This is a genomic window from Clostridium sp. BJN0001 (assembly GCF_022869825.1).
GTDB lineage: Bacteria > Bacillota > Clostridia > Clostridiales > Clostridiaceae > Clostridium.
In genome coordinates this window covers 187,501-212,079 of sequence record NZ_CP094971.1, presented here as the reverse complement: position 1 = coordinate 212,079, position 24,579 = coordinate 187,501, and the positions used below count along the sequence as shown (strand labels likewise).

Below are 24,579 nucleotides of genomic sequence, written 5' to 3'. Positions count from 1 at the left end.
TACTAGCTTCTTCTTATTTTTTCTAATTTTTCTAATATATTATTTGGTATATTGTCCATTATTGGATTCTTCTTATTTAATGTATTTTTTTCCGTATTCTTTCTTATACTTTTTTCCATTGAAGTTATTTCATTATAGAATTCAATTGAAGACATTCTAACAGCGCCTCTTTGAAATGTAGTTTGCTGGACAAGATTATCTGATGAGACAACTGTTATATCGCAACGTCTTCCTGCTAAATTTACATGCTTTTCTATATAGCTATCTGCAGTTTCCCCATCTTTTGTAAAAACGATAGATACATTTTTATTCATTTCTTCTTTTTTTTCTATACTTCCAGGAACTTTATGTGCATCAAAAACTAATATTATTTTGCATGATTTATATACTGCATAATTATGAAGAAGATCAATAAGCATCTGTCTTGCAGCTTCAAAACTGAAATTCTTTCTATAGTTAAGATTAGGCCAGCTATTTACAACATTATATCCATCAACAAAAATAGTTTTCATAATGCTCTCTCCTGTCTACTTTAAACGAACTTTCATAACTTCATACATTAAAATTCCAGCAGCTACTGAAGCATTTAATGAATTTATTTTTCCAACCATAGGAATTTTAACAAGCTTATCACATTTTTGTGCTGTAAGTTTTGATATTCCTCTTCCTTCATTTCCTATAACTAATGCACATGCTCCTGAAAAATCATTTTGATAGCTGAATTCTTCACCATTCATATCAGCACCGTATATCCATACTCCATTATCCTTAAGCTCTTCAATTGCATTATTAAGGTTTGCAACTTTTGCAACTTTAACATATTGTACAGCTCCAGCTGATGTTTTATATACAGTTGATGTAACTGATGCACTTCTTCTTTTAGGAATTATTATTCCATGAACTCCAGCAAGTTCTGCTGTTCTTATTATTGAACCTAAATTATGTGGATCTTCAATTTCATCAAGAACTATTACAAATGGATCTTCATTTCTTTTTTTAGCATAATCCAATATATCTTTTACTTCTGAATATTTAAATGGAGTTATCTTAGCAATTACTCCTTGATGAACTTCTCCACCGCACATCATATCAAGTTTTCTTCTATCAACTTCTTTTATAACTATTTTCTTTTCTTTTGCCAAACCTATAATTTTATTAATTGAACCTTCAAGTTTTGTATTTGAAATATATAATGTTTCAATAGTTTTTTTGCTTTTTAATGCTTCTATTACAGCATTTCTACCTATTATTATATCTTCTCTCTCTTCATATTTATTATCCTTCACTGGATTTTTTCTATTATTAAATTTATCCTGTTTGTTATCTTTTACTGGATTTTTTCTATTATTAAATTTATCTTGCATAAAAATTCTCCTCTACTCTTTTATTATTTCTGTACTTTTATTTAATACAAACTCTAGTCTTTCTTTATTGCCAGACAAATAAAGATATCCTAGAAGTGCTTCAAATCCTGTTGCCATTCTATAATCTCTTACATCTGCATTTTTAGGTACTGTAGGCGATTTTGCATTTCTTCCTCTTTTATATACCCTATCCTCTTCAGGTGTAAGAAATTCTTCTAATTCGTGTATTATTATTGCCTGGCTTTTAGCTTTTACATATTTTATAGCTTTAACATGTATCTTATTAGCTGAAAGTTCAGTATTTTTTGTGAATATATAATTTCTTATATATACCTCAAATACGCCATCGCCTATTAATGCAAGCTGAAGAGAATTTAAACTTCTAAGTTCTGCCTCTTCAAATTCTTTAATTCTTAAATCACTTAACATTTGAATCTCCTTTTAAATAAGGGCCGCGAACCTACGCAGCCCCTTTTTTTATTAATTGATTTTTTTCCATCTGACTCCTTGTTTTGTGTCTTCAAGAACAATATTTCGTGCTTTTAACTCATCTCTTATTTTATCAGAAAGAGCAAAGTCTTTATTCTTTCTTGCCTGTTCTCTCTTTTCTATAAGCTCTTCTATTTCAGATTCTATAGTCTTATCTTCCTGTTTTTCAAGAAGTCCTAGTGGTTTTCCAAGCTCTCTTAATAATTTTTCTGCCTCGATGCATATATTTTTAGATGACTCTGAATTTATATTATTATTTATGTCCTTAACAAGGTCAAACATAACAGAAATAGCATCTGCTGTATTAAAATCATCATCCATTTTTTCAATATACTTTTCTCTATATCCGTTCAATGATTCAAGATATTTCTTCTCATCTTCAGTCATATCCTCAATCTTTACTTCGCTCATAAGATTTTCAAGATTATTTATACAATTGTATAAACGTTCAATTGAAGATTTTGCAGAATCTAAAAGTTCTCCTGTAAAATTAATCTGAGTTCTATAATGACCTGAAAGCATTAAGAATCTTACGCAATCAACATCATACTTTTCAAGTATCTCTCTTGCTGTAAAGAAATTATTTAATGATTTTGACATTTTCACATTATTTATATTTACAAATGCAGAATGTAGCCAATAATTTGCAAATTTCTTTCCTGTCACAGCTTCACTCTGTGCTATTTCATTTTCATGATGTGGGAATTTTAAATCCATACCACCTGCATGAATATCAATTGTATCTCCAAGTTCTTTTTTTGCCATACATGAACATTCAATATGCCATCCTGGTCTTCCCATTCCCCATGGGCTCTTCCATCCAGGTTCTCCTTCTTTTTGCGCTTTCCATACAGCAAAATCCATTGGATCTTTCTTTCTCTCATCGACTCTAATTCTTGCTCCAGCTTGAAGATCATCTAAATTCTGACCACAAAGTCTACCATACTGTTTAAATGATTTTGTACTGTAATATACATCACCATCAACTTCATATGCATATCCCTTTTCTATTAATTTTTCAACAAATTTAATTATTTCATTAATATACTCAGTAGCTCTTGGATTAACTGTTGCTCTTTCAATATTAAGAGCATCTGCATCTTTATAATATTCTTTTATAAATCTATCGCCTAGTTCTCTTACTGTTATTGATTCTTTATTAGCTCTATTTATCATTTTATCATCAATATCAGTAAAATTCTGAACAAATTTGACTTTATATCCTCTGTATTCAAAATATTTTCTTATTGTATCAAAAACAATAAATGTTCTCGCATTTCCTATATGAAAATAATCATAAACTGTAGGTCCACAGACATACATCTTTACTTCTCCTGGTACAATAGGAACAAATTCTTCTTTTTTTCTCGTAAGACTATTATAAACTTTCATATTTAAACCCTCCCTAAGTTATATTTTTTATTCTTAAGGTTCTTAAAGTGCTATATTATTTTCGCTAAATTCTTGTTTTACTCTTTCTATAGCATCCTCAATTTTTATTGTTTCCATTTCTCCGTTTCTTAACTTAAATTCTACTTCACCATCTGTAATTTTCTTTCCGACAGTTATTCTCATTGGAACACCCATGAGTTCAGAATCTTTAAATTTAACTCCTGCTCTTTCATTTCTATCATCTAAAAGTACTTCTATATGAAGATCTTCAAGTTCTTTATATAATTTTTCAGCTATATCCATCTGTTCCTGTTTCTTTATATTAACTGGTATAACAGATACATGATATGGAGCAACAGATAATGGCCAAACTATTCCATTTTCATCATGATGTTGTTCTATTATTGAAGCTAATGTTCTTGTAACACCTATTCCATAACATCCCATAATAAATGGCTTTTCTTTTCCATTTTCATCGATAAAGTTTGCATTCATTGTTTCAGAATATTTAGTTCCTAATTTAAATATATGACCAACTTCTGTTCCTTTTGCTATTGTTACTTTTTCTTTGCAACAAGGACAAACTTCTCCTTCACATACATTTCTGAAATCACCGACAGTTCCTTTAAAATCTCTTTCATAGTTAACATTTTCATAATGATATCCTGTTTCATTTGCTCCAACTATGAAATTGTACATATTAGCTACCTCTTCATCAACTAAAAGCATATCAGCTTTTAATCCGATCGGTCCTGCAAATCCTGTTACTGCATTAGTTGCTTCTTTTACTTCTTCTTTCGAAGCTAATCCCATGTCAACAACACTTCCGACTGCATTTTGAACCTTTACTTCATTTACATCTCTGTCGCCTCTTACCATGACAGCAACTATTTTTCCATCTGCATTATATATCATTGTCTTTGCAAATTTCTTTTCAGATGTTTTAAAGAATTTCACTAATTCTTCTATTGTCTTTGTATTAGGTGTTTCTATTTTATGTAATTCTTTTAATTCTTCTTTTCCCTGCTTTTCAGGTTTTGCTTCTGCTTTTTCTATGTTCGCTGCATAATTACATTTTGTACAGAATACAACATCATCTTCTCCAACTTCAGATTTTACCATAAATTCAGCTGAATTATTTCCACCAATTGCACCAGAATCAGCAGCAACACATTTTGCATCAAGTCCACATTTATTAAATATTTTAACATATGCATCATGCATTTTATTATATGTTTCATCTAATCCATTTGTATCCTTATCAAAGCTATACGCATCTTTCATTATAAATTCTCTTGAACGCATAACTCCAAATCTTGGTCTTCTTTCATCTCTATATTTAGTCTGTATCTGATAAAGATTTACTGGAAGCTGTTTATATGATTTTATTTCATTTCTTGCTATGTCAGTAAAAACTTCTTCATGAGTAGGTCCAAGACAAAATTCTCTTTCTCCTCTGTCTGTAACTCTAAACATTTCTGGACCGTATGCACCCCATCTGCCTGATTCCTTCCAAAGTTCAGATGGAATAAGAGCTGATGCTAAAAATTCTTGTGCTCCTGCATTATTCATTTCTTCTCTGATTATATTTTCAACATTTTTTAATACTTTAAGACCTAGAGGAAGATAGTTATATACTCCTGCAGCCATTTTCCTCATAAGACCTGCTCTGAGCATCAACTTATGACTGTCAATTTCAGCTTCAGCTGGAACTTCTCTCAAAGTTGATACTAACATTTTTGACATTTTCATTATTTTATGCCTCCTGCAATTATAATATTTATTCTTTATTATTTCATATGTTAATAAAAGCCACCCTAATATTTCTATTAGGGCGGCTTTTACCGCGGTACCACCTAAATTTATACTCTATATAATGATAACGGTATTAAACCGATAGTTTTTCCCTATTACTCAAAAGCTGGTTCAAAGTCTGTAGAAATCTTTCAACCATGGATTTCTTCTCTTAAATCGACCTCTACTATTCTTTTTCATTGTACTTTCATATAAAATTTTAGTACATATAGCATATTATAAACTTCTTTTATCCTTTATGTCAACAGTATCACTATGTCCTATAAAATACTTAGCAAGTATAAGATCTTCATCTGTTGTTATCTTTATATTCTTATAATCACCTTTAAAAATATAAACATCATTGTTAAATATTTCAGCTACCATAGTATCATCTGTAACATTTATTCCTCTTTTATTTACTTCTGTATGACATTTTAATATAAGATTATAATCAAATGCCTGCGGAGTCTGTACTGCCACAAGGCTATTTCTATCAAAAGTTGAAACAGAAAAATTTGAATTGTCTATTAATTTTATTGTATCTTTTGGCATTACTCCTGGTGCTGCACATTTATACTTTTTTGCATACGCTGCAGCATTTTCTATTATTCTTTCTGAAACAAAAGGACGTGCTCCATCATGGATAAGAACAATATCAGTATCCGTATTTTTAAGTTCTAAAAGTGCATTATATACAGAATCCTGTCTCTCTTTTCCTCCGCATATAACTTTATAAACATCAAGATTATATTTTTCTATAACCTCTTTTTTGCAGAATTCTAATTCATCTTTAGCCGCTACAACTACTATTTTATCAATAATTCCAGAATCAATAAATTTTTTAATTGTATAAAATAAAATCGGCTTATCATCAAGTAAAATAAATTGCTTGCTTATATCTGAATGCATCCTCCTGCCTTTTCCTCCAGCAAGTACTACTGCACTAATCATAAGTTAATTAACTCCTAACTTTCTTTTGGTTTTGCAAATATCATTCTTCCTGCTGCTGTCTGAAGTACTGATGTAACAATAACTTTAATAGTTTTTCCTATGAATTTTCTTCCCTCTTCTATTACAATCATAGTACCATCATCTAGATAGCCTACTCCCTGACTTAATTCTTTTCCGTCTTTTATTACTGTAATATCCATTTCTTCTCCAGGAAGTACAACCTGTTTTATAGCATTTGAAAGTTCATTTATATTTAAAACAGGCACGCCTTGAAATTCTGCTACTTTATTTAGATTGTAGTCATTAGTAACAACTTTTCCATTCATTTTTTGAGCAAGTTTTAATAACTTACTATCAACTTCTGCAATATCTTTAAAATCATCATCAACTATTCTTGTTTCTATTTTTAATTCTTTCTGTATCTTGTTTAATATATCAAGACCTCTTCTACCTCTATTTCTCTTTAAAGAATCAGAAGAATCTGATATATGTCTTAATTCATCAAGAACAAAATTAGGAATTACAAGTGGTCCTTCAACAAAACCAGTCTCGCATATATCAAATATTCTTCCATCAATTATAACAGATGTATCAAGAACCTTAGGTATTCCTCTATTATCAATCTTAGATTCATCTTTTGATGTTTCTTTGTCTCTAACTTTTTTCTCTCTTGCTGGAGACTTTTTTAAATAAACTAAAAATGCTGTTATATCATCTTTCTTCTTTATCATAACTGCTGCTCCAGCCATTGCTGAAATAATATTTATTATGATATAAAGAAATGGTCCTATAAACGATATTTTCCCAATTGGTCCTGCTATAAATGTTGCAAGTATTAAAGCAACTATTGCTCCAAATGTACCATATAATATTTCTGCCACACTCATTTTCTGTACTATTTTTTCAATATACTCTATGAGTTTTCTTACTGATTTATAGATCATAGGTGATAATAAAAACATTATAATTCCAAAAATTAAACTAACAATAATATAAAATAATAGCGATCCTGTTGCTGTTTGTATATAATTTATTTCGTTTATCCTTGGTATACTCAATAATATATACGCTATAAGATAACCGATTCCTAAACCGATAACTGTAAATAGTCCTGTAAATACTCTTTTTAACATGTACTTTCACCTCCTTATTAAATTATCTACATGTTATAAAATTTTTAATCACTTTAAGTTTACATATCTCTTTTTAAATTTGCCTGTTCCTTTATTCTTTTAAGTCCATTTCTAATAGCTTTCGCTCTTGCTTCTCCAATTCCTTCTACTTTATCAAGATCTTCTATATCAGCTTCTAATATATTTGAAAGTTCTTGGAATTCATTTATAAGATTATCTATTACTGCCCCTGGAATTCTAGGTACTTTACTTAGTATTCTATATCCTCTTGGAGAAATAAGCGTATCCATTACCGAAGTAACTGAAAAACCAAGAAGTTTAGAAATAGTATCAAGCTCTAAAAGTTCATTATATGATAACTTCTGTATTTGTACATATATATCATTGTAATCAAGATCTCTTGAACAATAATCTCTTATTAAAAGAAGTCCATCTCTCTCAACATGCTTTATAAGTTCATTAAGCTGCATTGAAATTAATCTTCCTTCATTTCCAAGTTCAATTATATACATTTCTATTTCTTCAACTATTCTTAATACCATCTCTGTTCTCTGTATCGCTGTAGTTACATCAAATAAAGTTGTAAGATCCTGAAATTCAAGAACATTTAAATTGTCTATTACCCTGTCAAGTACGGTAACATACTTTTCAAGTGTTTGTATAGCCTGATTGGCTTTTGCAAGAATTATGCTTATATCTTTTAAAACATATTTAATATCTCCTTTATAAACCGTTATTATGTTTCTTCTTTGAGATATTGCTATAACCATATTATTTGTCTGCTTAGCCACACGGCTCGCTGTTCTATGTCTTGTTCCTGTTTCTGTTGTAGAAATTGATTGACTTGGAAGAAGCTGAACATTTGCACAAACTATTTTTCTTAAATCTTCAGTTATTATAATTGCTCCATCCATTTTGGCTAATTCATAAATATATGAAGGCGAATAATCTATATTTAAACTAAATCCACCATCAACCATATTCATTACTTCTTCGCTGGCTCCAATTACAATAAGTCCTCCAGTCTTTGCCCTTAAAATATTTTCAAGTCCTTCCCTCAAAATGGTTCCAGGACAAAGTATTTTGAGCATGTTTTTGATATTAATACTTTTTTCTAGTCTCATCACCACTCACCATTCTTTAAAAAATTTTATTTACAGCTTCTCTTATATCAGATACTCCTATGATATTTATATCTGAGCATTTCAATTTAGCAGCATTTCTTTTAGAAATAACTACATTTTCAAAACCCATCTTTACAGCTTCTTTAATAAGCCTTTCCGAAAACGGTACAGGACGTATTTCACCTGTAAGACCTATTTCACCTATAAATATAGTTTTATCAATAGAAAAAAGTTTATTTCTTGCACTCGAAATAAGAGAAACCGCTATACCAAGGTCTGCTGCTGTTCCGTCTATATTCATTCCACCTACAGCATTTACATAAACATCCTTGTTAAAGAAGTGAATTCTTAATTTTTTCTCAAGTACAGCTAAAATAAGACTTAATCTGTGATTATCTACACCTATTGAAGTTCTTCTTGGAATAGCCATATTTGTTTCAGTAACAAGTGCCTGAAGTTCTATTAAAATAGGCCTTGTTCCTTCCATAATTCCAATAACCGCTGAACCATCCTTATTACACTCTACATCTTCAATAAAATAAGCAGATGGATCTTTTACTTCATTAAGTCCATTTTCCTTCATCTCAAAAACACCTATTTCACTCGTAGTTCCAAATCTGTTTTTCATAGTTCTTAATATTCTATATTCTCCACTTCTTTCTCCTTCGAAATAAAGAACTGTATCTACCATATGTTCAAGAACTCTTGGACCTGCAAGCTCTCCATTTTTAGTAACGTGTGCAACAAGAAAAATTGGGATATTATTTCTTTTACATATTCGCATTATCGTGTTAACACATTCTTTTACCTGTGAAACACTGCCTGGTGCAGAAGTAAGCGTTTCTTTATACATTGTCTGAACAGAATCTACAATTACAAACTTTGGATTTATATTACTTATATGAGATGCAACTATATCAAGGTTTGTTTCAGATACAATAAACAGTTCACTGCTCATCGTCTTTAATCTGTCGCCTCTAATTTTTATCTGTTCCTCTGATTCCTCTCCAGATACATATAATACTGTGCCATATTTTGAAGCTATATTATCTGCAGTCTGAAGCAAAATAGTTGATTTTCCGATACCTGGTTCTCCCGATATAAGAGTAAGAGACCCCCTGACAAGTCCTCCTCCAAGTACCCTGTTAAGTTCCTCTATCCCAGTATCATATCTTTGTTTATCTCCAGATTCTATATCTACGATACTTTTTGGTTTATTAATGTTTGAAATAGTATCATAATTAAGTTTTTTATCTTGTTTATTATCCTGTATTGCTTCTTCGTTAAACGTATTCCACTCTTTGCATTCAGGGCATCTTCCGAGCCATTTTATTGATTCATATCCACAATTTTGGCATACAAATAACGTACTTTTTTTTGCCATACATAATCCTTCCTTATAAAGTATGATATCTACTATATTTTATAATAACATAAAAAATACTCCTATAATATTATATTTTTGAAATATTATTTTTTTTTAATAAATTATTAATGAATATATTTTATTTTTCTGCAAAGACTAAATTATATGTTCTGAAAGGGGTGATTAACTTGTCAAATAGAAAAGATACAGATATAACATTTCACAACGTTCTTCATGATAATAATGTAACCGCTCTAAGCAGTTTATATTCAAATCTTTATTCAGAAAACGTAGTTGATAATTTTATTTACAATTCAAATATAAATAATCCAAAAGTTATAAAATAAAAACATAAAAGTGGAATAAGATTTTATCTCTTGTTCCACTTTATTTTATCTATACTTTTTCAAAAACGAGTTTACTATCTGATTCGGTTACATTAACATTATCACCAAGTCTAATATTTCCTTCAAGTATTTCTTCGCTAAGTCTATCTTCTACTTCTTTTATTATTATTCTTCTTAAAGGTCTTGCACCATAATCAAGATCTATTCCCTTATTTAAAAGGAACTTTTTGCTATCATCTTTAAAATTAAGATAAATATTTCTCTTTTTAAGTCTTTCCTTAACTGATGAAAGCATAAGCTCTACTATCTTCGTCATATTATCAGAAGTAAGTTTGTGAAATACTATAGTGTCATCAATTCTATTAATGAATTCTGGTTTGAATTTCTTTTTCAATTCTCCAATAACATTTTCTTTCATCTTTTCATAGTCAGCTTTGCTATTTTCTGCTGCACTAAAACCTAATGTATTTTGTCTTCTTATATCATGTGCACCTATATTTGATGTCATTATTATAATAGTATTTTTGAAACTTACCATTTTACCTTTACCATCTGTAAGTCTTCCATCATCCATAATCTGAAGGAGTATATTGAATATATCTGAATGTGCTTTTTCTATTTCATCAAGAAGAACAATCGAATATGGTTTTCTTCTTACTGCTTCTGTGAGCTGTCCGCCTTCATCATATCCTACGTATCCAGGAGGCGCCCCTATAAGTTTTGCAACAGAATGACTCTCCATATATTCTGACATATCAATTCTTATTATATTATCTTCGCTGCCAAACATTGCTTCTGCAAGTGCTTTTGAAAGTTCTGTCTTTCCAACACCTGTAGGTCCTAGGAATATAAAACTTCCAATTGGTCTTGATGGATCTTTTATTCCTACTCTTGCTCTTCTTACTGCTCTTGATATAGACTCTACAGCTTCATCCTGTCCTATAACTCTCTTGTGAAGAATTTCTTCAAGTTTTAAAAGTTTCTCACTTTCTTTTTCTGTTAACTTTTGAACAGGTATTCCAGTCCAGTTTGACACAACAGAAGCTATGCTGTCTTCTGTAACCATAAGTGTTTTTGCTTGATTTTTTGTATTCCATTCCTTTTTTAAATCTGCAAGCTTTTGCTTTAAATTATTCTGTTTATCTCTAAGAGCTGCTGCCTTTTCAAAATCCTGCATATTAACAGCTTCTTCTTTTTCTTTAGAAATATCTATTATAGATTCTTCTATGTTTTTAAGATCAGGAGGCATTGTAAGATTTTTTATTCTTACCATAGCACACCCTTCATCAATAAGGTCAATTGCCTTATCTGGCATAAATCTATCTTGAATATATCTTTCTGATAAATCAACAGCTGTCTTTAAAGACTCTTCTGTAATCTTTACTTTATGATGTTCTTCATATTTTTCTTTTAATCCTCTAAGAATTTCTAATGTCTCTTCCTTTGTAGGCTCCCCTACCATGACCTGTTGAAATCTTCTTTCAAGTGCTGGATCTTTTTCTATATATTTTCTATATTCTTCAATTGTTGTTGCTCCTATGCACTGAATTTCTCCTCTTGCAAGAGCAGGTTTTAATATATTAGATGCATCTATAGCACCTTCTGCATTTCCAGCTCCAATTATAGTATGGATTTCATCAATAAATATTATTATATCTTTATTCTTTATGAGTTCATCCATTATTTTTTTAAGTCTTTCTTCGAACTCTCCTCTGTATTTTGCTCCTGCTATAATTGACGTCATATCAAGGGATATTACTCTTTTATTCCTCAAACTTTCAGGAATATCTCCCTGAACTATTCTCTGTGCGAGTCCTTCAACGACTGCTGTTTTTCCAACTCCAGCCTCTCCAATTAAACACGGATTATTTTTTATTCTTCTAAGAAGTATTTCAAGTACTCTTTCATTCTCCTTTTCTCTACCAATAACCGGATCAAGCATTTCTTTCTCTGCCATATCAGTTAAATCGCATCCATATTTATCTAAAAGAGGAGTATTATCTTTCTTTTTGCTGTCAGAGTTTTCTAAATCTTCTTCTTTATCTTCATAATTCTTAGACAAAAAGATGTGCAATTCATCAATAGCCTCATAAAAATCAAATTGAAGATTCTTTAAAATTGTATATCCCATTCCTTCATTCTGCTTAAACAAAGCTAAAAGAATATGTTCTGGGCTTACAAAATTGTGTTTCAATTTTTTAGCTTCACCATAGCTTTCATCTAATAATCTTTTTGTTCTTGGTGTGAGAAGAATGCTGTCTTGGCTACTCATTATCTCCCCATATCCAAGATACTTCTCGATCATTTCTCGAATATTCTCTATTGTAACGCCATATTTATTTAAAAGTTTTGCAGAATAACCTTTTTCCCTCAAAATTCCAATAAGTATATGTTCAGTACCTACATATCCATGCTTAAAAGCTTCAGACTCCTCTTCTGCTTTAAGTATTACATCTCGTGCTCTCTCGGTTAATCTACTTTCCTCCATATAAATACCTCCTTGTTTATAATAATTATATGAGCATTTTTTTTACAATCTGCGCTCTTTCATAATTCATTCTTCTTTTATCAAGTTTTTCATCAAAATTGCTTTGAACAGACTTATCATCTGTACTTAGAAGAATTTTATTAATCTTGCTTTTATCTATATCCAAAAGAGAAACTTCTACACCAAATCTTACTGCAGATAAAAGTTTTACTGTTTCTTCTTCTTCAAGCATAATAGCGCTTGAAAGAACTGCATATGCACGCATTATTTTATCTTGCAGTTCATACTTCGTCTTCAAAAAAAGTTCTTCACGCATTGTCTGCTCCAGTGCCAAAATCTCAATAATGCTCTCTTTTAAATTACCTATTATATCATTTTCTTTTATTCCTAATGTATATCTATTAGAAATCTCAAATAAATCTCCATATGGCTTATTATCCTTTTGATATTTACTTCTAAATATTATTCCTTTTCTTACAAGTGAATTTTTTATTTCTGATGTCTTTTTGTTTAAAACAATACATGGCAGATGCATAAGAGCAGATATATGCATTCCAGTTCCAACATCATTAGCAGAAGCAGTTAAATATCCAAGTTTTGAATCAAAAGCATATGAATAATCTCTTTCAATAATATTATCAATATTATCTGCATTATTATAAATTTCTTCAAAATTTAATCCAGCTGTCGCAATCTGAATTTTTACATTATCTTGTTCATTTAAAATTATGCTTAAAGTTTCATCTTCATTTACTATAATTGATGTTTTTTCTCTATTTCTTAAAGAATTTTCTGTGATAATCTGTTTTCTTAAATATTCATCTATTTTATAAGGATCTTCAGTTGAAAGATCTACTAATTGAAAATCCTGATTTTGAAAATTATTATTTATAGTACAATATACATTATTGACTATTTTCTTACATTCTAAACTATTCATTTTAGTTGGAAAAGAGTTTTTTTCAAAATTTCTAGAAAGTGTCACTTTACTATTTAAAATCAGACTTCTTGTATCTCCATTAAAATCAATCCAATTTTCCATCCTGATCATCCTCTCTTTGACCTAAACTTTCATCTAACTGTACTTGTTTTATAATTGCTGTTTCAAGTTCTTTTATCTCATCACGTACAACAGCTGCTTTTTCATATTCTTCTGATACTACATATTCCTGCATTTTCTTTCTAAGCTGCTGAAGATTTTCTCTTCTTGAAATTGTTTTTTTAGCATATTTGGGGACTTTGCCTATATGTGATGTACCTCTTTGTTTATTAATTTCAGATTCAATTTCGTTTTTAAATACTCTATAACAAGTGCTGCATCCAAGCTTTTTCGTATTTTTGTATTCATCATACGTAAGTCCACACTTAGGACATATAAGAGTCCTGCTTTCAGGCATACTCTCTTTGCTGCTGCCAGATATAAATCCTGTTAGAATATTAGATAAAGGAGAGCCTTCTCCTGATATCATTGCATCTAATGAAGGTATCCCATAAATTTCTTTTGCACATTCTTCACAAAGCCATGTTTCCTGTTTCTTTCCATTTACTATTTTAACTATATTTATTCTAGCTTCTCTTTTTTTGCATTTTTCACATAACATTTCTATCCCACCTTTACGATAAAATTACCATTATCATTCCTTTTAGTATGTCTGCACGCACTTTGTTTCTGTCTCCAGCATTGCAGAGGCTTCTATCATTTATTGCTATCTTCATAATATTATATTCATTTTCTTTAATAATTTGAGATTCAAGAAGACTATTAAGAATTGCAAGTCCATTATGATACGTTATGGTATCGCCTATGCTCTCACTTATTATCTTCTCACGTTCATTTGAATTATCATATTCAAGTTGCTTTATTGCAATGTGTCCTCCTCCACCTCTTTTACTTTCTATAAGATATCCTTTATCATAACTGAATCTTGTAGTAAGAACATAATTAATCTGAGATGGTGCACACTGAAATTGGTCAGCAAGCTCATTTCTTTGAATGAAAACAGTGTTCTCATTACTTTCATTAAACATCTCTTTTATAAATTCTTCAATAATATCTGAAAGTCTTGCCATAATATTAACCACCTATCATTTTTGTTTTTGACTTACTTTGACCTTTGTTATATTATACTACATTTTTTATAATCTTTAAATATTATATTCAATTATACTTAATTCTTGATTATTTTCAAGAACTATTGTTAATACTATTAATAAATAAAATTAAAGTACGAGGTGCTATATGCAGATTACATGGTATGGGCATTCATGTTTTTTAATAAAAAATTTATATGGTAAAAGAATCCTCATAGATCCATTTCCTCCTGAACCTAATTATAATTATTTATATCCAAAATGTGATCTAATAACCATAAGTCATAATCATATTTATAATTCATATATAAACGAAATAAATAAAACAACAAAAATAATAAACCAGCCTGAAACTTTTTCTAACAGTTTTTGTGAAATTTCAGGATACAGTACATATCACGATCAAAATAACGGATTAAAGAGAGGTTCAGTTATTATTTATAAATATACTATTGATAACATAACTTTATGTCATTTGAGTGATACTGGCTGCATTCCAAATGAAAAAATACTTAAAAGTATTAAAAATACTGATATTCTTTTTATTCCAATAGGCGGTCAGTTTACTCTTGATGGTTTTAAAGCTTCTATTCTGTGCAGCATTATAAATGCTAAATTTATAATTCCTATGAATTATAAAACAGAAATAGGTCCTTCATTTTTAAATCCAATAAAGGATTTTATAATAAATATGAAAAATATAAAAAAAATAAACTCAAATTCAGTAGATATTACTTTTGAAGACATAAAATCTTTATCTGAACCTGTAGTTCTTCTATTTAATATTAATAAAAAGTAAAAGCACAGGAATTTATCCTGTGCTTCACATAGAAATATTTCATATTTCTGCTATACTATGCCTGTTCTGGTGCTCCAACTGGACAAGTAGTAGCGCATGTTCCACAATCAATACAAGCATCTGCATCAATAACGTATTGAGTATCTCCTTGGCTGATTGCTCCTACTGGACATTCTGCAGCACATGAACCACAGCTTATACATGAATCATTAATCTTATATGCCATTCTAAAAACACCTCCTAAAATTTATATTTAACCATTCCTATTTTATCATGTATTTCAATATTTTTAAAGCCTAAATACTATTAAAATTTTAAATAATAAAATTTATGTTTATTCGTTTTTAATAAGTTGTTTTATAAGTTTTTTATCTTCTTCACTATCAACCTCAAGCTTTATTTTTGAATCAGCTACCTGATCTTCATATTTGCCTGATACAAGCTCTATATCTTTTAAACTATATTCCTTTAATAGTTCTTCATTTTTTACAGTTATTTTAACTTTAACTTGTTCTTTAACAATTGAATTTGAAACTACCTGACCTGTTCCATCTGGAGTCTTTACTATTGAGTCTACCCTTGGCATCTTTTTTCTTATGCTTTCATATGTACTTTGTTCATAATTTAAGCAACACATAAGTCTTCCACAGATACCTGATATTTTAGTAGGATTTAATGATAGATTCTGTTCTTTCGCCATCTTTATGGATACTGATGCAAAATCTCCTAAAAATAATGAGCAGCACATTCTCCTTCCACATGGTCCTATTCCTCCTACCATCTTGGCTTCGTCTCGTACTCCTATCTGTCTTAACTCAATTCTTGTCTTGAATATTGTAGCAAGATCTTTTACAAGTTCTCTAAAATCTATTCTACCATCTGCTGTAAAATAAAAAATAACTTTATGATTATCAAATGTATATTCAACATCAATAAGTTTCATCAAAAGCTTATGTTGCTTTATTTTCTTTATACATATCTCCATTGCATCTTTTTCTTTTGCTATGTTTTCCTTATGTTTTTTGAAATCATTTTTATCAGCTATTCTCATAACACATTTCAAAGATGCTACTATAGATGATTCATCAATTTCCTTTTGGCCAATAACGCATTCACCAAATTCTACTCCTCTAGCTGTCTCTACTATTACATTGTCTCCTTTTTTCACATCTAAGTGATTTGGACTAAAGTAATAAATTTTTCCAACTTTTTTAAATCGTACTCCAATTACTTTTACCATTAATTATACCTCCGCAAATTTAATAAACAGTACATTTAACGTAACTAAATAATTTGTATTATTCTTAAAATTATCCCTTGCTTGTTCTATACTTTTTAAAATTCCATTCATCTTTTTTAATGATATTTTTCTCGAAATATCTTTTATACTATCAAACTTATCAGAATTAATTAGTAAATCATCATCATTTACTTCTTTACAAAATATTATATCTCGTGAAAAACTCAATACAATATCTAATAATTCCATTTTCTTATCATTGAGTTCTTCTATTTTCTTCGTATAAACAACTGCGAAATCATTTTTCTTTTGTATTATGTCATAAAACATATCTATTGTAAAATCTCTAAGTATTTTTAAATTATTATCATTTAGAAACCTATCAACTTTTCCAGGCACACCCATGCTATATGCTATTGCCGCTTTTTTCTCAGAGATTTCAGTTTCTTTATACATTATATTAATATATTCTTGAATATCACTTTTTGAAAGAGGAGTTAATTTATAAATCTCACATCGTGACTTTATTGTATCTAAAATGCTCTCTAGTGAATCAGTAAGCAAAATAAGGAAAATTCCATATGGCGGCTCTTCAATTGTTTTTAATAACGCATTCTGTGCTTCTACTGTCATAAGCTCACATTTATATAAAATAATAACTTTTCTATCGCCTTCATAAGGCTTTTTATTTGTTTCTTCAAGCACACTTCTAACATTAGAGACTCCAAAAGATTTAGATTTTGGATAATATTTAATTAAATCTGCACATTCTTCCACATCACGATTTAAGATAGCCGATGCCATTTTCGTAGCAATAATGCTCTTTCCTATACCATCAACCCCTGTTATAAGAGCAGCATGAGAAAAAGAATCTGTCTGCTTTCTTATATTTATAAGTTCTATAATGGATTTATGACCAATTATTTCCCTCAATATTCTAATCTCCTAAAAATCATATTTTTATAAACTGATCTACATCTAATATAAATATTGTAGCTCCACCTACATTTATTTGCACAGGATATTGATTCATAAATGCCCCTTCATTTGATGAAAGCGAAGAAGGAGTTATCATCATTTCCTTTCTTTCTTTACATATATCTTTTATTATTTTAAGAACATTTTTAACCTCGTCCTCTTTAACACCAGTCATAAGTGTAGTATTTCCAGATTTTAAAAATCCTCCTGTTGTAGAAAGCTTAGTAACTCTATAATTTTCATCTGTTAATGTTTCAATAACATCGCTTGCATCATCATCCTGAACTATAGCTATTATTAATTTCATAAATTACGCCCCTTAAATATAAATTTCATTTATACTATTTTACCATAAAATAAAAGCTATTTTCTATCTTTAAATAATTTAGATTCTATTATACCTTTTATTTCTGATACTATTTCTAAAGGCGACTTCGAAGCGTCTATTTTTACCATTCTGTCTTTATTATTCTGATAAATAATATCGTAGCCTTGTCTTACTTTTTTATGAAATTCAATTTTTTCTAAGTCAAGTCTATTTACTTCTCTTTCAGAGTTAGATTTTATCCTGCTTAATCCTTCTTTTGGATCAATATCAAATAATATTGATATATCAGGCATAAAACTTCCTATTGCAAATTTATTTATATTATAAACTTCCGCTATTCCTATATTTCTTGCAAAACCCTGATACGCAAGAGAAGAATCTATAAATCGATCACATAAAACAATTTTTCCCATCTTAAGTGCTGGAATTATTTTTTCTACTAAATGCTGCCTTCTTGCAGCTGCATATAAAAGAGCTTCTGTTTTAGGATCCATTAAAGTATTATTTTTATCTAAAATAATATTTCTTATACTTTCTGAAATTTTTATCCCTCCAGGTTCTCTCGTAACAATAACATCATATCCTTGCTCTTGACTAAGCCACTTTTCAACTTTTTCAATGGCAGTAGTTTTTCCTGAACCTTCTCCACCTTCAAAAACTATAAAAAAACCATTACTCATATAAATATTACCTCATTTTCTTTTAGTTATATAAAATCACTTTTATTTTATCTTTATTTTTATCGTAGCCATCATCATATGGCGTTTTAGAAATTAAATCTTTCTCACAATCTCTACAGATAAAATCTCCATTTATTATTATACCATTACTTTTTTTCTTTCTACATATAAAACATAAATTACCAGTCTTTTTCATATTCTAATTCCCACCATCCTTTACTAATCTTACATAATATATTATTACCATAAAAAAATACTTTAATCTAAAAAAGCATAAATTCTTAAAAAATGGAGAAAATAATTTTAAACATTCTATTCTGGGAGGCAAATTATGAGGCAAGAAATAATATCATTTTTGACAACTTGTGGTGATGATATAAAAGACTTATGTAAATTTTTATATAATAATCCTGAACACAGCTACAAGGAAGAAAAATCATGTAACTATATATGCTCTCTTTTAGAGAAATATAATTTTAATATAAAAAAGAATTATTTAGATATTGATAATTCTTTTGTTGCAACGAAGGGAAATGGTCATCCTAAAATATGTTTTCTCTGTGAATATGACGCAGTAGATAATATGGGACACATTACAGGCCATAATATGCTTACTTCAATCTCTCTGCTTGCTACTTTAACTCTTGGATATAGCATTGAAAATATAATAAAGAATGGTTCTGTAATACTAATTGGATGTCCTGGAGAATATTTAGGAGGTACTAAAGAAGTCCTTGCAAAACAAGGTGTATTTGATGATATAGATGTTGTAATGGCTGTTCATCCAGATGTTGAAACATGTGAAAGTGGTTCATGTTCTGCAATTATACCTTTATCAGTAAAATTTAAAAGTGATTGTGGTTTAAGCTTTATGAATAAAAATAAATATACTTCATTAGATGCTATTTTACTTCTTTTAACAACAGTAAAATCTTTAGAAAAAACTTATCCAAAAGGTCTTGAAATAAACACAATTTTATCAAATGGAGGATATACTCCACTTCTGCTTCCATGCAGTGCAGAAGCAAAATTCTATATTCGTGCCAAAGACACAGAAAGCGCAGAATATGGTAATAATCTTATAAGAAAAATAAGTACATTTATATCATCTATAACAAATCTGAGATCAGAATTTTCTCTATATGAATGTCCGAATGAAGAGCTTATAAGCAATAGGACTTTAAATCGTCTATTTAGTCATAATCTTAAGCAAAGTGGCATTATAGACATTAAACCTCCTAAAGATATTTATGCAGGGCTAAGTATAGGTACAGTAAGTCATAAAGTTCCATGTATTCATCCATATATAGGTATTATAGAAGATAATAGTACTGTAAAATATGGAAGCTTAGATTTTGCTAAAAGTACAATAACCGATTTTGCTTTTGAAAGATGTAATAGAGCAGCTCTTGCACTTGTATGCACATCAATAGATTTGATAGAAAATAAGAATCTTTTATCGGAAGTTGAAACAGAATTTTATAATACAATAAAAAAATAAGAGTGCATTAAATGCACTCTTATTTGTATTATTTTATTTTGTCAATCTTTATGTATTTTAATAGTTCTGTGCTTGGTGTAAATTCAAAGCTATAATATCCATTATTGCTTTCATATACACAGTAGTATCTTTTATTTCTATCAAGTAAAAAAGAATATTTACCTTTATTTTTTGCTGAAAACTTTTTGCACGATGAAATATCTGTACCAACATAAATTATATCTGAAAAATTTATGCTCTCAATATTTTTTTGTTTATTACAAAATACTCTATTTATGATGAGTTTATTAGCAATAACAGCATATTTATAATATATTCGTGATTTCAAAGTTTCAAATATAATTAAAACTGAAATCATAAAGTATATAGTAATCTTGAGCATAGTAACATGTGTAAATTTAAGATAGCATACTCCCTCATATACGTAAAGTAAGGCAACAATTACAAATAAAACTGCAACAACTACAGGAGTTGTTTTTCTAGTAACTATTTCTTTATGCACTATCGTATCCCCCAACTATTTCTTTCCAATACTATTGATTATACTCATTCTTTATTCTTTTATCCATTCTTAAATTTTATAATATTTCGTATTAAGCACCGATATAGTCAATTTATTTTGAAATATCTAGTTATTTATCTGTTTTTCTTTAATTTTTGCATGTATTTATTTAAAAATATTAATTTACGATAAATTTATTATAGTATAATATATAGTATAGTATAGTAATTTAATTCAGAGGTGTTTATATTGATACGAATTTATAAAAATGAAATTGATAATAATAAACTTAAAGTACTTGATACAATTGAAAATGGATCGTGGATTAACATTATTGCACCATCAGATGAAGAGTTAATCCTCATATCCAAAAAAACAGGAGTATCGTTAGATTTTTTAAATGCTGCATTAGATGATGAGGAAACTTCTCGTATTGAATCAGAAGATAATGTAACACTGTTAATAGTAGATATTCCCTTTACAGAAATGGAAGAGAATTCACTTACATACGATACTTATCCTTTAGCTATAATTCATACAGAAAAGCAAATAATAACTGTATGTTTAAAAAACAGTAAAATTTTAACTGATTTTATACATTCAAAAGTGAAATCATTTTTTACTTTTAAAAAATCAAGATTTATATTGCAGATATTAAGTAAAATTTCAACTTATTATTTAATATATTTAAGGCAAATTGATAAGAAAAGCCTAATGATAGAAAAAAGACTTCATAAATCTATGAAAAATAGAGAGCTTATCCAGCTTCATTCATTAGAAAAATCATTAGTATACTTTTCTACTTCATTAAAATCTAATGAACTGACTCTTGAAAAAATGTTAAAACTTGATCTAATGCAGAAATATGAAGAAGATAAAGATGTACTAGAAGATGTTATTATAGAAAATAAACAAGCAATAGAAATGACTGATATATATAGTAATATTTTAGCTAGTACAATGGACTTTTTTGCATCAGTAATTTCTAATAATTTAAATATAGTAATGAAAGTTCTTGCTTCTGTTACAATATTAATGTCAATTCCGACAATAATGAGTGGTATTTTTGGAATGAATATTATACTTCCATTTACAGCCACAGATCCAAATGCATTCATAAAAGTTGCATTAATAACAGTAGGTATATGTGCATTTACAGCATTTATATTATACAAAAAAGATATGTTCAAATAAAACATATCTTTTTTAATTTAAAACAAAAAAAAGACAATCTATCTTGGGTTAAGATAAATCATCTTTAATCTGGAGGCGCCACCCAGATTTGAACTGGGGATAAAGGTTTTGCAGACCTCTGCCTTACCACTTGGCTATAGCGCCATAAAATAATGGTGGCTTGAACTGGAATCGAACCAGTGACACGAGGATTTTCAGTCCTCTGCTCTACCGACTGAGCTATCAAGCCACATTCACCTGGCGACGTCTTACTCTTCCACACAGTCACCCATGCAGTACCATCAGCGCAATAGACCTTAACTGTCCTGTTCGGTATGGAAAGGAGTGTTACCTCTACGCCATCATCACCAGATATTTTTGAAAGATTTGTTCTTTCAAAATTGCATATAAATCATGTATTACAACTTTTTTAATTTGGTCAAGCCCTCGACCTATTAGTATCAGTCAGCTAAATATATTACTATACTTACACCCCTGACCTATCAACCTTGTCGTCTTCAAGGGGTCTTACTAGCTTACGCTATGGGAAATCTTATCTTGAGGTGGGCTTCACACTTAGATGCTTTCAGTGTTTATCCCGTCCCGACTTAGCTACCCAGCTATGCTTCTGGCGAAACAACTGGTACACCATAGGTCAGTCCATCCCGGTCCTCTCGTACTAAGGACAGCTCCTCTCAAATTTCCTACGCCCGCGACGGATAGGGACCGAACTGTCTCACGACGTTCTGAACCCAGCTCGCGTGCCGCTTTAATGGGCGAACAGCCCAACCCTTGGGACCTACTTCAGCCCCAGGATGCGACGAGCCGACATCGAGGTGCCAAACCTCCCCGTCGATGTGAACTCTTGGGGGAGATCAGCCTGTTATCCCCGAGGTAGCTTTTATCCGTTGAGCGATGGCCCTCCCACGAGGTACCACCGGATCACTAAGCCCGACTTTCGTCCCTGCTCCACCTGTATGTGTCGCAGTCAGGCTCCCTTCTGCCTTTGCACTCTTCGAACGATTTCCGACCGTTCTGAGGGAACCTTTGGGCGCCTCCGTTACATTTTAGGAGGCGACCGCCCCAGTCAAACTGCCCACCTAACAATGTCCTGTCACCAGTTTCATGGCATCCAGTTAGAACTTCAGTACTGTCGGGGTGGTATCCCAACAACGACTCATTCAGATCTGGCGACCTGAATTCCCAGTCTCCCACCTATCCTGTACAGACAATACCGAAATTCAATGCTAAGCTACAGTAAAGCTCTACGGGGTCTTTCCGTCCAATCGCGGGTAACGAGCATCTTCACTCGTACTACAACTTCGCCGGATTTGCAGTTGAGACAGTGCACAAGTCATTACGCCATTCGTGCGGGTCAGAACTTACCTGACAAGGAATTTCGCTACCTTAGGACCGTTATAGTTACGGCCGCCGTTTACTGGGGCTTAAGTTCATACCTTCGCTTGCGCTAAGTATTCCCCTTAACCTTCCAGCACCGGGCAGGCGTCAGCCCCTATACATCAGCTTACGCTTTAGCAGAGACCTGTGTTTTTGTTAAACAGTTGCTTGTGCCTATTCTCTGCGACCTGCTCTCGCAGGCACCCCTTATTCCGAAGTTACGGGGTCAATTTGCCTAGTTCCTTAACTGCAATTCTTCCGTCGGCCTTAGGATTCTCTCCTCATCTACCTGTGTCGGTTTGCGGTACGGGCACTACTTCTCTCTCTAGATGCTTTTCTTGGAAGCATGGAATCAGATACTTCGGTTCACAAGGAACCTTCCCCATCACACCTCAGAATTATAGGAACGGATTTTCCTGTTCCTACTCCCTAAATGCTTAGACTAGCGTCCAATAGCTAGCACATCTTATCCTTCTCCGTCACACCCTCGATAATAACGATGGTAGTGGTATTGGAATATCAACCAATTGTCCATCACCTACGCCTTTCGGCCTCGGCTTAGGTCCCGACTAACCCTCAGAGGACAAACCTTCCTGAGGAAACCTTAGATATTCGGCCTGTAGGATTCTCGCCTACATCTCGCTACTAATGCCAACATTCTCACTCGTAATCAGTCCACCGCTCCTTACGGTACGACTTCAACCCAATTACGACGCTCCTCTACCGCTCATACTAAAGTATGAACCCGTAGCTTCGGTGGTAAGTTTGAGCCCCGGACATTTTCGGCGCAGGATCTCTTGACTAGTGAGCTATTACGCACTCTTTTAATGAGTGGCTGCTTCTAAGCCAACATCCTAGTTGTCTTAGAAATCCCACATCCTTTTCCACTTAACTTACACTTTGGGACCTTAGCTGACGATCTGGGCTGTTTCCCTTTTGACCATGGAACTTATCTTTCATAGTCTGACTGCCGGACTGATAGTATATGGCATTCGGAGTTTGATAAGGTTCGGTAAGCTCTATGCCCCCTAGCCTATTCAGTGCTCTACCTCCACTACTCACATTTTCCGACGCTAGCCCTAAAGCTATTTCGAGGAGAACCAGCTATATCCGAGTTCGATTGGAATTTCTCCGCTATCCACAGCTCATCCCATGCTTTTTCAACAGCAACGTGGTTCGGTCCTCCACAAGGTTTTACCCTCGCTTCAACCTGGCCATGGATAGGTCACCCGGTTTCGGGTCTACAGCATGCAACTAGTCGCCCTATTAAGACTTGGTTTCCCTTCGGCTCCGTACCTTAAGTACTTAACCTTGCTACATACCGTAACTCGTTGGCTCGTTCTACAAAAAGCACATCATCACACACATAAGGTGCTCTGATCGGTTGTAGGCACATGGTTTCAGATTCTATTTCACTCCCCTCCCGGGGTTCTTTTCA

At 31.2% G+C, this 24,579-nt stretch carries 24 protein-coding genes, 2 tRNA genes and 2 rRNA genes (1 of these 28 only partly in view); 4 read left to right on the top strand and 24 right to left on the bottom strand.

The annotated features are described in order from the left end of the window. Nucleotides 1–2: 2 nt before the first annotated feature. The 9 genes from MTX53_RS01015 to radA all read right to left on the bottom strand — a co-directional run bounded on the left by MTX53_RS01015 (nt 3) and on the right by radA (nt 9,634). Entirely contained in the window at nt 3–512 is a 510-nt protein-coding gene (locus MTX53_RS01015) for an NYN domain-containing protein (protein ID WP_244834336.1), read from the bottom strand. Between the two features lie 15 nt (nt 513–527). After that, the gene (gene rlmB / locus MTX53_RS01010) at nt 528–1,364 is read right to left on the bottom strand and encodes a 23S rRNA (guanosine(2251)-2'-O)-methyltransferase RlmB (protein ID WP_244834335.1); all 837 of its coding nucleotides are present in this window, start codon (nt 1,362–1,364) and stop codon (nt 528–530) included. Between the two features lie 12 nt (nt 1,365–1,376). Further along, complete coding sequence (locus tag MTX53_RS01005; protein ID WP_244834334.1) at nt 1,377–1,793, bottom strand: ribonuclease III domain-containing protein; 417 nt, start codon at nt 1,791–1,793, stop codon at nt 1,377–1,379. A 51-nt stretch (nt 1,794–1,844) separates the two neighbouring features. Beyond that, nucleotides 1,845–3,245: a cysteine--tRNA ligase gene (gene cysS, locus MTX53_RS01000; RefSeq protein WP_244834333.1), complete on the bottom strand. Its 1,401-nt coding sequence runs from the start codon at nt 3,243–3,245 to the stop codon at nt 1,845–1,847. Nucleotides 3,246–3,287: 42 nt separating this feature from the next. Next, complete coding sequence (locus MTX53_RS00995; protein ID WP_244834332.1) at nt 3,288–4,997, bottom strand: proline--tRNA ligase; 1,710 nt, start codon at nt 4,995–4,997, stop codon at nt 3,288–3,290. A gap of 279 nt (nt 4,998–5,276) precedes the next feature. Then, on the bottom strand, nt 5,277–5,993 hold the full coding sequence (ispD, locus tag MTX53_RS00990; RefSeq protein ID WP_244834331.1) for a 2-C-methyl-D-erythritol 4-phosphate cytidylyltransferase: 717 nt from the start codon (nt 5,991–5,993) through the stop codon (nt 5,277–5,279). 14 nt (nt 5,994–6,007) lie between these two features. After that, complete coding sequence (locus MTX53_RS00985) at nt 6,008–7,126, bottom strand: PIN/TRAM domain-containing protein (RefSeq protein WP_244834330.1); 1,119 nt, start codon at nt 7,124–7,126, stop codon at nt 6,008–6,010. Nucleotides 7,127–7,185: 59 nt separating this feature from the next. After that, a complete protein-coding gene (disA, locus tag MTX53_RS00980) occupies nt 7,186–8,250 on the bottom strand; it encodes a DNA integrity scanning diadenylate cyclase DisA (RefSeq protein WP_244834329.1) in 1,065 nt (354 codons plus the stop codon). A 16-nt stretch (nt 8,251–8,266) separates the two neighbouring features. Further along, a complete protein-coding gene (gene radA / locus MTX53_RS00975; RefSeq protein WP_244834328.1) occupies nt 8,267–9,634 on the bottom strand; it encodes a DNA repair protein RadA in 1,368 nt (455 codons plus the stop codon). A 170-nt stretch (nt 9,635–9,804) separates the two neighbouring features. Between radA and MTX53_RS00970 the strand changes: the two genes are divergently transcribed. Next, nucleotides 9,805–9,963, top strand: a complete 159-nt coding sequence (locus tag MTX53_RS00970) for a hypothetical protein (protein WP_244834327.1) — start codon at nt 9,805–9,807, stop codon at nt 9,961–9,963. A gap of 49 nt (nt 9,964–10,012) precedes the next feature. On the opposite strand, the gene MTX53_RS00965 is transcribed toward MTX53_RS00970, so the two are convergent. The 4 genes from MTX53_RS00965 to MTX53_RS00950 are packed head-to-tail and all read right to left on the bottom strand — an operon-like array spanning nt 10,013 to nt 14,521. Beyond that, the gene (locus MTX53_RS00965; protein WP_244834326.1) at nt 10,013–12,451 is read right to left on the bottom strand and encodes an ATP-dependent Clp protease ATP-binding subunit; all 2,439 of its coding nucleotides are present in this window, start codon (nt 12,449–12,451) and stop codon (nt 10,013–10,015) included. Nucleotides 12,452–12,476: 25 nt separating this feature from the next. Beyond that, nucleotides 12,477–13,493, bottom strand: a complete 1,017-nt coding sequence (locus tag MTX53_RS00960; RefSeq protein WP_244834325.1) for an ATP--guanido phosphotransferase — start codon at nt 13,491–13,493, stop codon at nt 12,477–12,479. Then, complete coding sequence (locus tag MTX53_RS00955) at nt 13,477–14,052, bottom strand: UvrB/UvrC motif-containing protein (RefSeq protein WP_244834324.1); 576 nt, start codon at nt 14,050–14,052, stop codon at nt 13,477–13,479. The genes MTX53_RS00960 and MTX53_RS00955 overlap by 17 nt, the downstream gene beginning before the upstream one ends. A 13-nt stretch (nt 14,053–14,065) precedes the next feature. Further along, nucleotides 14,066–14,521: a CtsR family transcriptional regulator gene (locus tag MTX53_RS00950; RefSeq protein ID WP_244834323.1), complete on the bottom strand. Its 456-nt coding sequence runs from the start codon at nt 14,519–14,521 to the stop codon at nt 14,066–14,068. 169 nt (nt 14,522–14,690) lie between these two features. Between MTX53_RS00950 and MTX53_RS00945 the strand changes: the two genes are divergently transcribed. Continuing rightward, complete coding sequence (locus tag MTX53_RS00945; RefSeq protein ID WP_244834322.1) at nt 14,691–15,341, top strand: MBL fold metallo-hydrolase; 651 nt, start codon at nt 14,691–14,693, stop codon at nt 15,339–15,341. A gap of 55 nt (nt 15,342–15,396) precedes the next feature. Here MTX53_RS00945 and MTX53_RS00940 read toward each other — a convergent pair whose 3' ends face one another. The 6 genes from MTX53_RS00940 to MTX53_RS00915 all read right to left on the bottom strand — a co-directional run bounded on the left by MTX53_RS00940 (nt 15,397) and on the right by MTX53_RS00915 (nt 18,763). Then, nucleotides 15,397–15,567, bottom strand: coding sequence for a 4Fe-4S binding protein (locus MTX53_RS00940; RefSeq protein ID WP_244834321.1), 171 nt, complete (start codon nt 15,565–15,567; stop codon nt 15,397–15,399). A gap of 108 nt (nt 15,568–15,675) precedes the next feature. Continuing rightward, the gene (locus tag MTX53_RS00935) at nt 15,676–16,581 is read right to left on the bottom strand and encodes a stage 0 sporulation family protein (protein ID WP_244834320.1); all 906 of its coding nucleotides are present in this window, start codon (nt 16,579–16,581) and stop codon (nt 15,676–15,678) included. 3 nt (nt 16,582–16,584) lie between these two features. After that, the gene (locus MTX53_RS00930; RefSeq protein WP_244834319.1) at nt 16,585–17,514 is read right to left on the bottom strand and encodes a DNA polymerase III subunit delta'; all 930 of its coding nucleotides are present in this window, start codon (nt 17,512–17,514) and stop codon (nt 16,585–16,587) included. Nucleotides 17,515–17,533: 19 nt separating this feature from the next. Continuing rightward, nucleotides 17,534–17,866, bottom strand: a complete 333-nt coding sequence (locus MTX53_RS00925; protein WP_244834318.1) for a cyclic-di-AMP receptor — start codon at nt 17,864–17,866, stop codon at nt 17,534–17,536. 56 nt (nt 17,867–17,922) lie between these two features. Further along, nucleotides 17,923–18,567, bottom strand: a complete 645-nt coding sequence (tmk, locus tag MTX53_RS00920) for a dTMP kinase (protein ID WP_244834316.1) — start codon at nt 18,565–18,567, stop codon at nt 17,923–17,925. Between the two features lie 22 nt (nt 18,568–18,589). Beyond that, nucleotides 18,590–18,763, bottom strand: coding sequence for a sigma factor G inhibitor Gin (locus MTX53_RS00915; RefSeq protein ID WP_244834315.1), 174 nt, complete (start codon nt 18,761–18,763; stop codon nt 18,590–18,592). A 135-nt stretch (nt 18,764–18,898) separates the two neighbouring features. Between MTX53_RS00915 and MTX53_RS00910 the strand changes: the two genes are divergently transcribed. Beyond that, nucleotides 18,899–20,068: a M20 family peptidase gene (locus MTX53_RS00910; protein ID WP_244834313.1), complete on the top strand. Its 1,170-nt coding sequence runs from the start codon at nt 18,899–18,901 to the stop codon at nt 20,066–20,068. Between the two features lie 28 nt (nt 20,069–20,096). Here MTX53_RS00910 and MTX53_RS00905 read toward each other — a convergent pair whose 3' ends face one another. Beyond that, the gene (locus MTX53_RS00905; protein ID WP_244834311.1) at nt 20,097–20,570 is read right to left on the bottom strand and encodes a hypothetical protein; all 474 of its coding nucleotides are present in this window, start codon (nt 20,568–20,570) and stop codon (nt 20,097–20,099) included. A gap of 249 nt (nt 20,571–20,819) precedes the next feature. On the opposite strand from MTX53_RS00905, the gene MTX53_RS00900 reads away from it, so the two are divergent. After that, the gene (locus MTX53_RS00900; RefSeq protein WP_244834309.1) at nt 20,820–21,764 is read left to right on the top strand and encodes a magnesium transporter CorA family protein; all 945 of its coding nucleotides are present in this window, start codon (nt 20,820–20,822) and stop codon (nt 21,762–21,764) included. Nucleotides 21,765–21,834: 70 nt separating this feature from the next. On the opposite strand, the gene MTX53_RS00895 is transcribed toward MTX53_RS00900, so the two are convergent. The 4 genes from MTX53_RS00895 to MTX53_RS00880 form a co-directional block, all read right to left on the bottom strand. After that, nucleotides 21,835–21,908, bottom strand: a tRNA-Cys gene (locus MTX53_RS00895). Between the two features lie 9 nt (nt 21,909–21,917). Next, nucleotides 21,918–21,993: transfer RNA gene (locus MTX53_RS00890), tRNA-Phe, on the bottom strand. Nucleotides 21,994–21,999: 6 nt separating this feature from the next. Beyond that, nucleotides 22,000–22,116, bottom strand: a 5S ribosomal RNA gene (rrf, locus tag MTX53_RS00885). A gap of 62 nt (nt 22,117–22,178) precedes the next feature. After that, nucleotides 22,179–24,579 (bottom strand): 23S ribosomal RNA (locus MTX53_RS00880) (it continues 507 nt past the right edge of the window).

What these genes read in the sequence shown, in the direction of transcription:
- MTX53_RS01015 (WP_244834336.1), bottom strand. Translation starts at nt 512, where the DNA reads ATGAAAACTATTTTTGTTGATGGATATAATGTTGTAAATAGCTGGCCT.
- rlmB (WP_244834335.1), bottom strand. Translation starts at nt 1,364, where the DNA reads ATGCAAGATAAATTTAATAATAGAAAAAATCCAGTAAAAGATAACAAA.
- MTX53_RS01005 (WP_244834334.1), bottom strand. Translation starts at nt 1,793, where the DNA reads ATGTTAAGTGATTTAAGAATTAAAGAATTTGAAGAGGCAGAACTTAGA.
- cysS (WP_244834333.1), bottom strand. Translation starts at nt 3,245, where the DNA reads ATGAAAGTTTATAATAGTCTTACGAGAAAAAAAGAAGAATTTGTTCCT.
- MTX53_RS00995 (WP_244834332.1), bottom strand. Translation starts at nt 4,997, where the DNA reads ATGAAAATGTCAAAAATGTTAGTATCAACTTTGAGAGAAGTTCCAGCT.
- ispD (WP_244834331.1), bottom strand. Translation starts at nt 5,993, where the DNA reads ATGATTAGTGCAGTAGTACTTGCTGGAGGAAAAGGCAGGAGGATGCAT.
- MTX53_RS00985 (WP_244834330.1), bottom strand. Translation starts at nt 7,126, where the DNA reads ATGTTAAAAAGAGTATTTACAGGACTATTTACAGTTATCGGTTTAGGA.
- disA (WP_244834329.1), bottom strand. Translation starts at nt 8,250, where the DNA reads ATGAGACTAGAAAAAAGTATTAATATCAAAAACATGCTCAAAATACTT.
- radA (WP_244834328.1), bottom strand. Translation starts at nt 9,634, where the DNA reads ATGGCAAAAAAAAGTACGTTATTTGTATGCCAAAATTGTGGATATGAA.
- MTX53_RS00965 (WP_244834326.1), bottom strand. Translation starts at nt 12,451, where the DNA reads ATGGAGGAAAGTAGATTAACCGAGAGAGCACGAGATGTAATACTTAAA.
- MTX53_RS00960 (WP_244834325.1), bottom strand. Translation starts at nt 13,493, where the DNA reads ATGGAAAATTGGATTGATTTTAATGGAGATACAAGAAGTCTGATTTTA.
- MTX53_RS00955 (WP_244834324.1), bottom strand. Translation starts at nt 14,052, where the DNA reads ATGTTATGTGAAAAATGCAAAAAAAGAGAAGCTAGAATAAATATAGTT.
- MTX53_RS00950 (WP_244834323.1), bottom strand. Translation starts at nt 14,521, where the DNA reads ATGGCAAGACTTTCAGATATTATTGAAGAATTTATAAAAGAGATGTTT.
- MTX53_RS00945 (WP_244834322.1), top strand. Translation starts at nt 14,691, where the DNA reads ATGCAGATTACATGGTATGGGCATTCATGTTTTTTAATAAAAAATTTA.
- MTX53_RS00940 (WP_244834321.1), bottom strand. Translation starts at nt 15,567, where the DNA reads ATGGCATATAAGATTAATGATTCATGTATAAGCTGTGGTTCATGTGCT.
- MTX53_RS00935 (WP_244834320.1), bottom strand. Translation starts at nt 16,581, where the DNA reads ATGGTAAAAGTAATTGGAGTACGATTTAAAAAAGTTGGAAAAATTTAT.
- MTX53_RS00925 (WP_244834318.1), bottom strand. Translation starts at nt 17,866, where the DNA reads ATGAAATTAATAATAGCTATAGTTCAGGATGATGATGCAAGCGATGTT.
- tmk (WP_244834316.1), bottom strand. Translation starts at nt 18,567, where the DNA reads ATGAGTAATGGTTTTTTTATAGTTTTTGAAGGTGGAGAAGGTTCAGGA.
- MTX53_RS00915 (WP_244834315.1), bottom strand. Translation starts at nt 18,763, where the DNA reads ATGAAAAAGACTGGTAATTTATGTTTTATATGTAGAAAGAAAAAAAGT.
- MTX53_RS00910 (WP_244834313.1), top strand. Translation starts at nt 18,899, where the DNA reads ATGAGGCAAGAAATAATATCATTTTTGACAACTTGTGGTGATGATATA.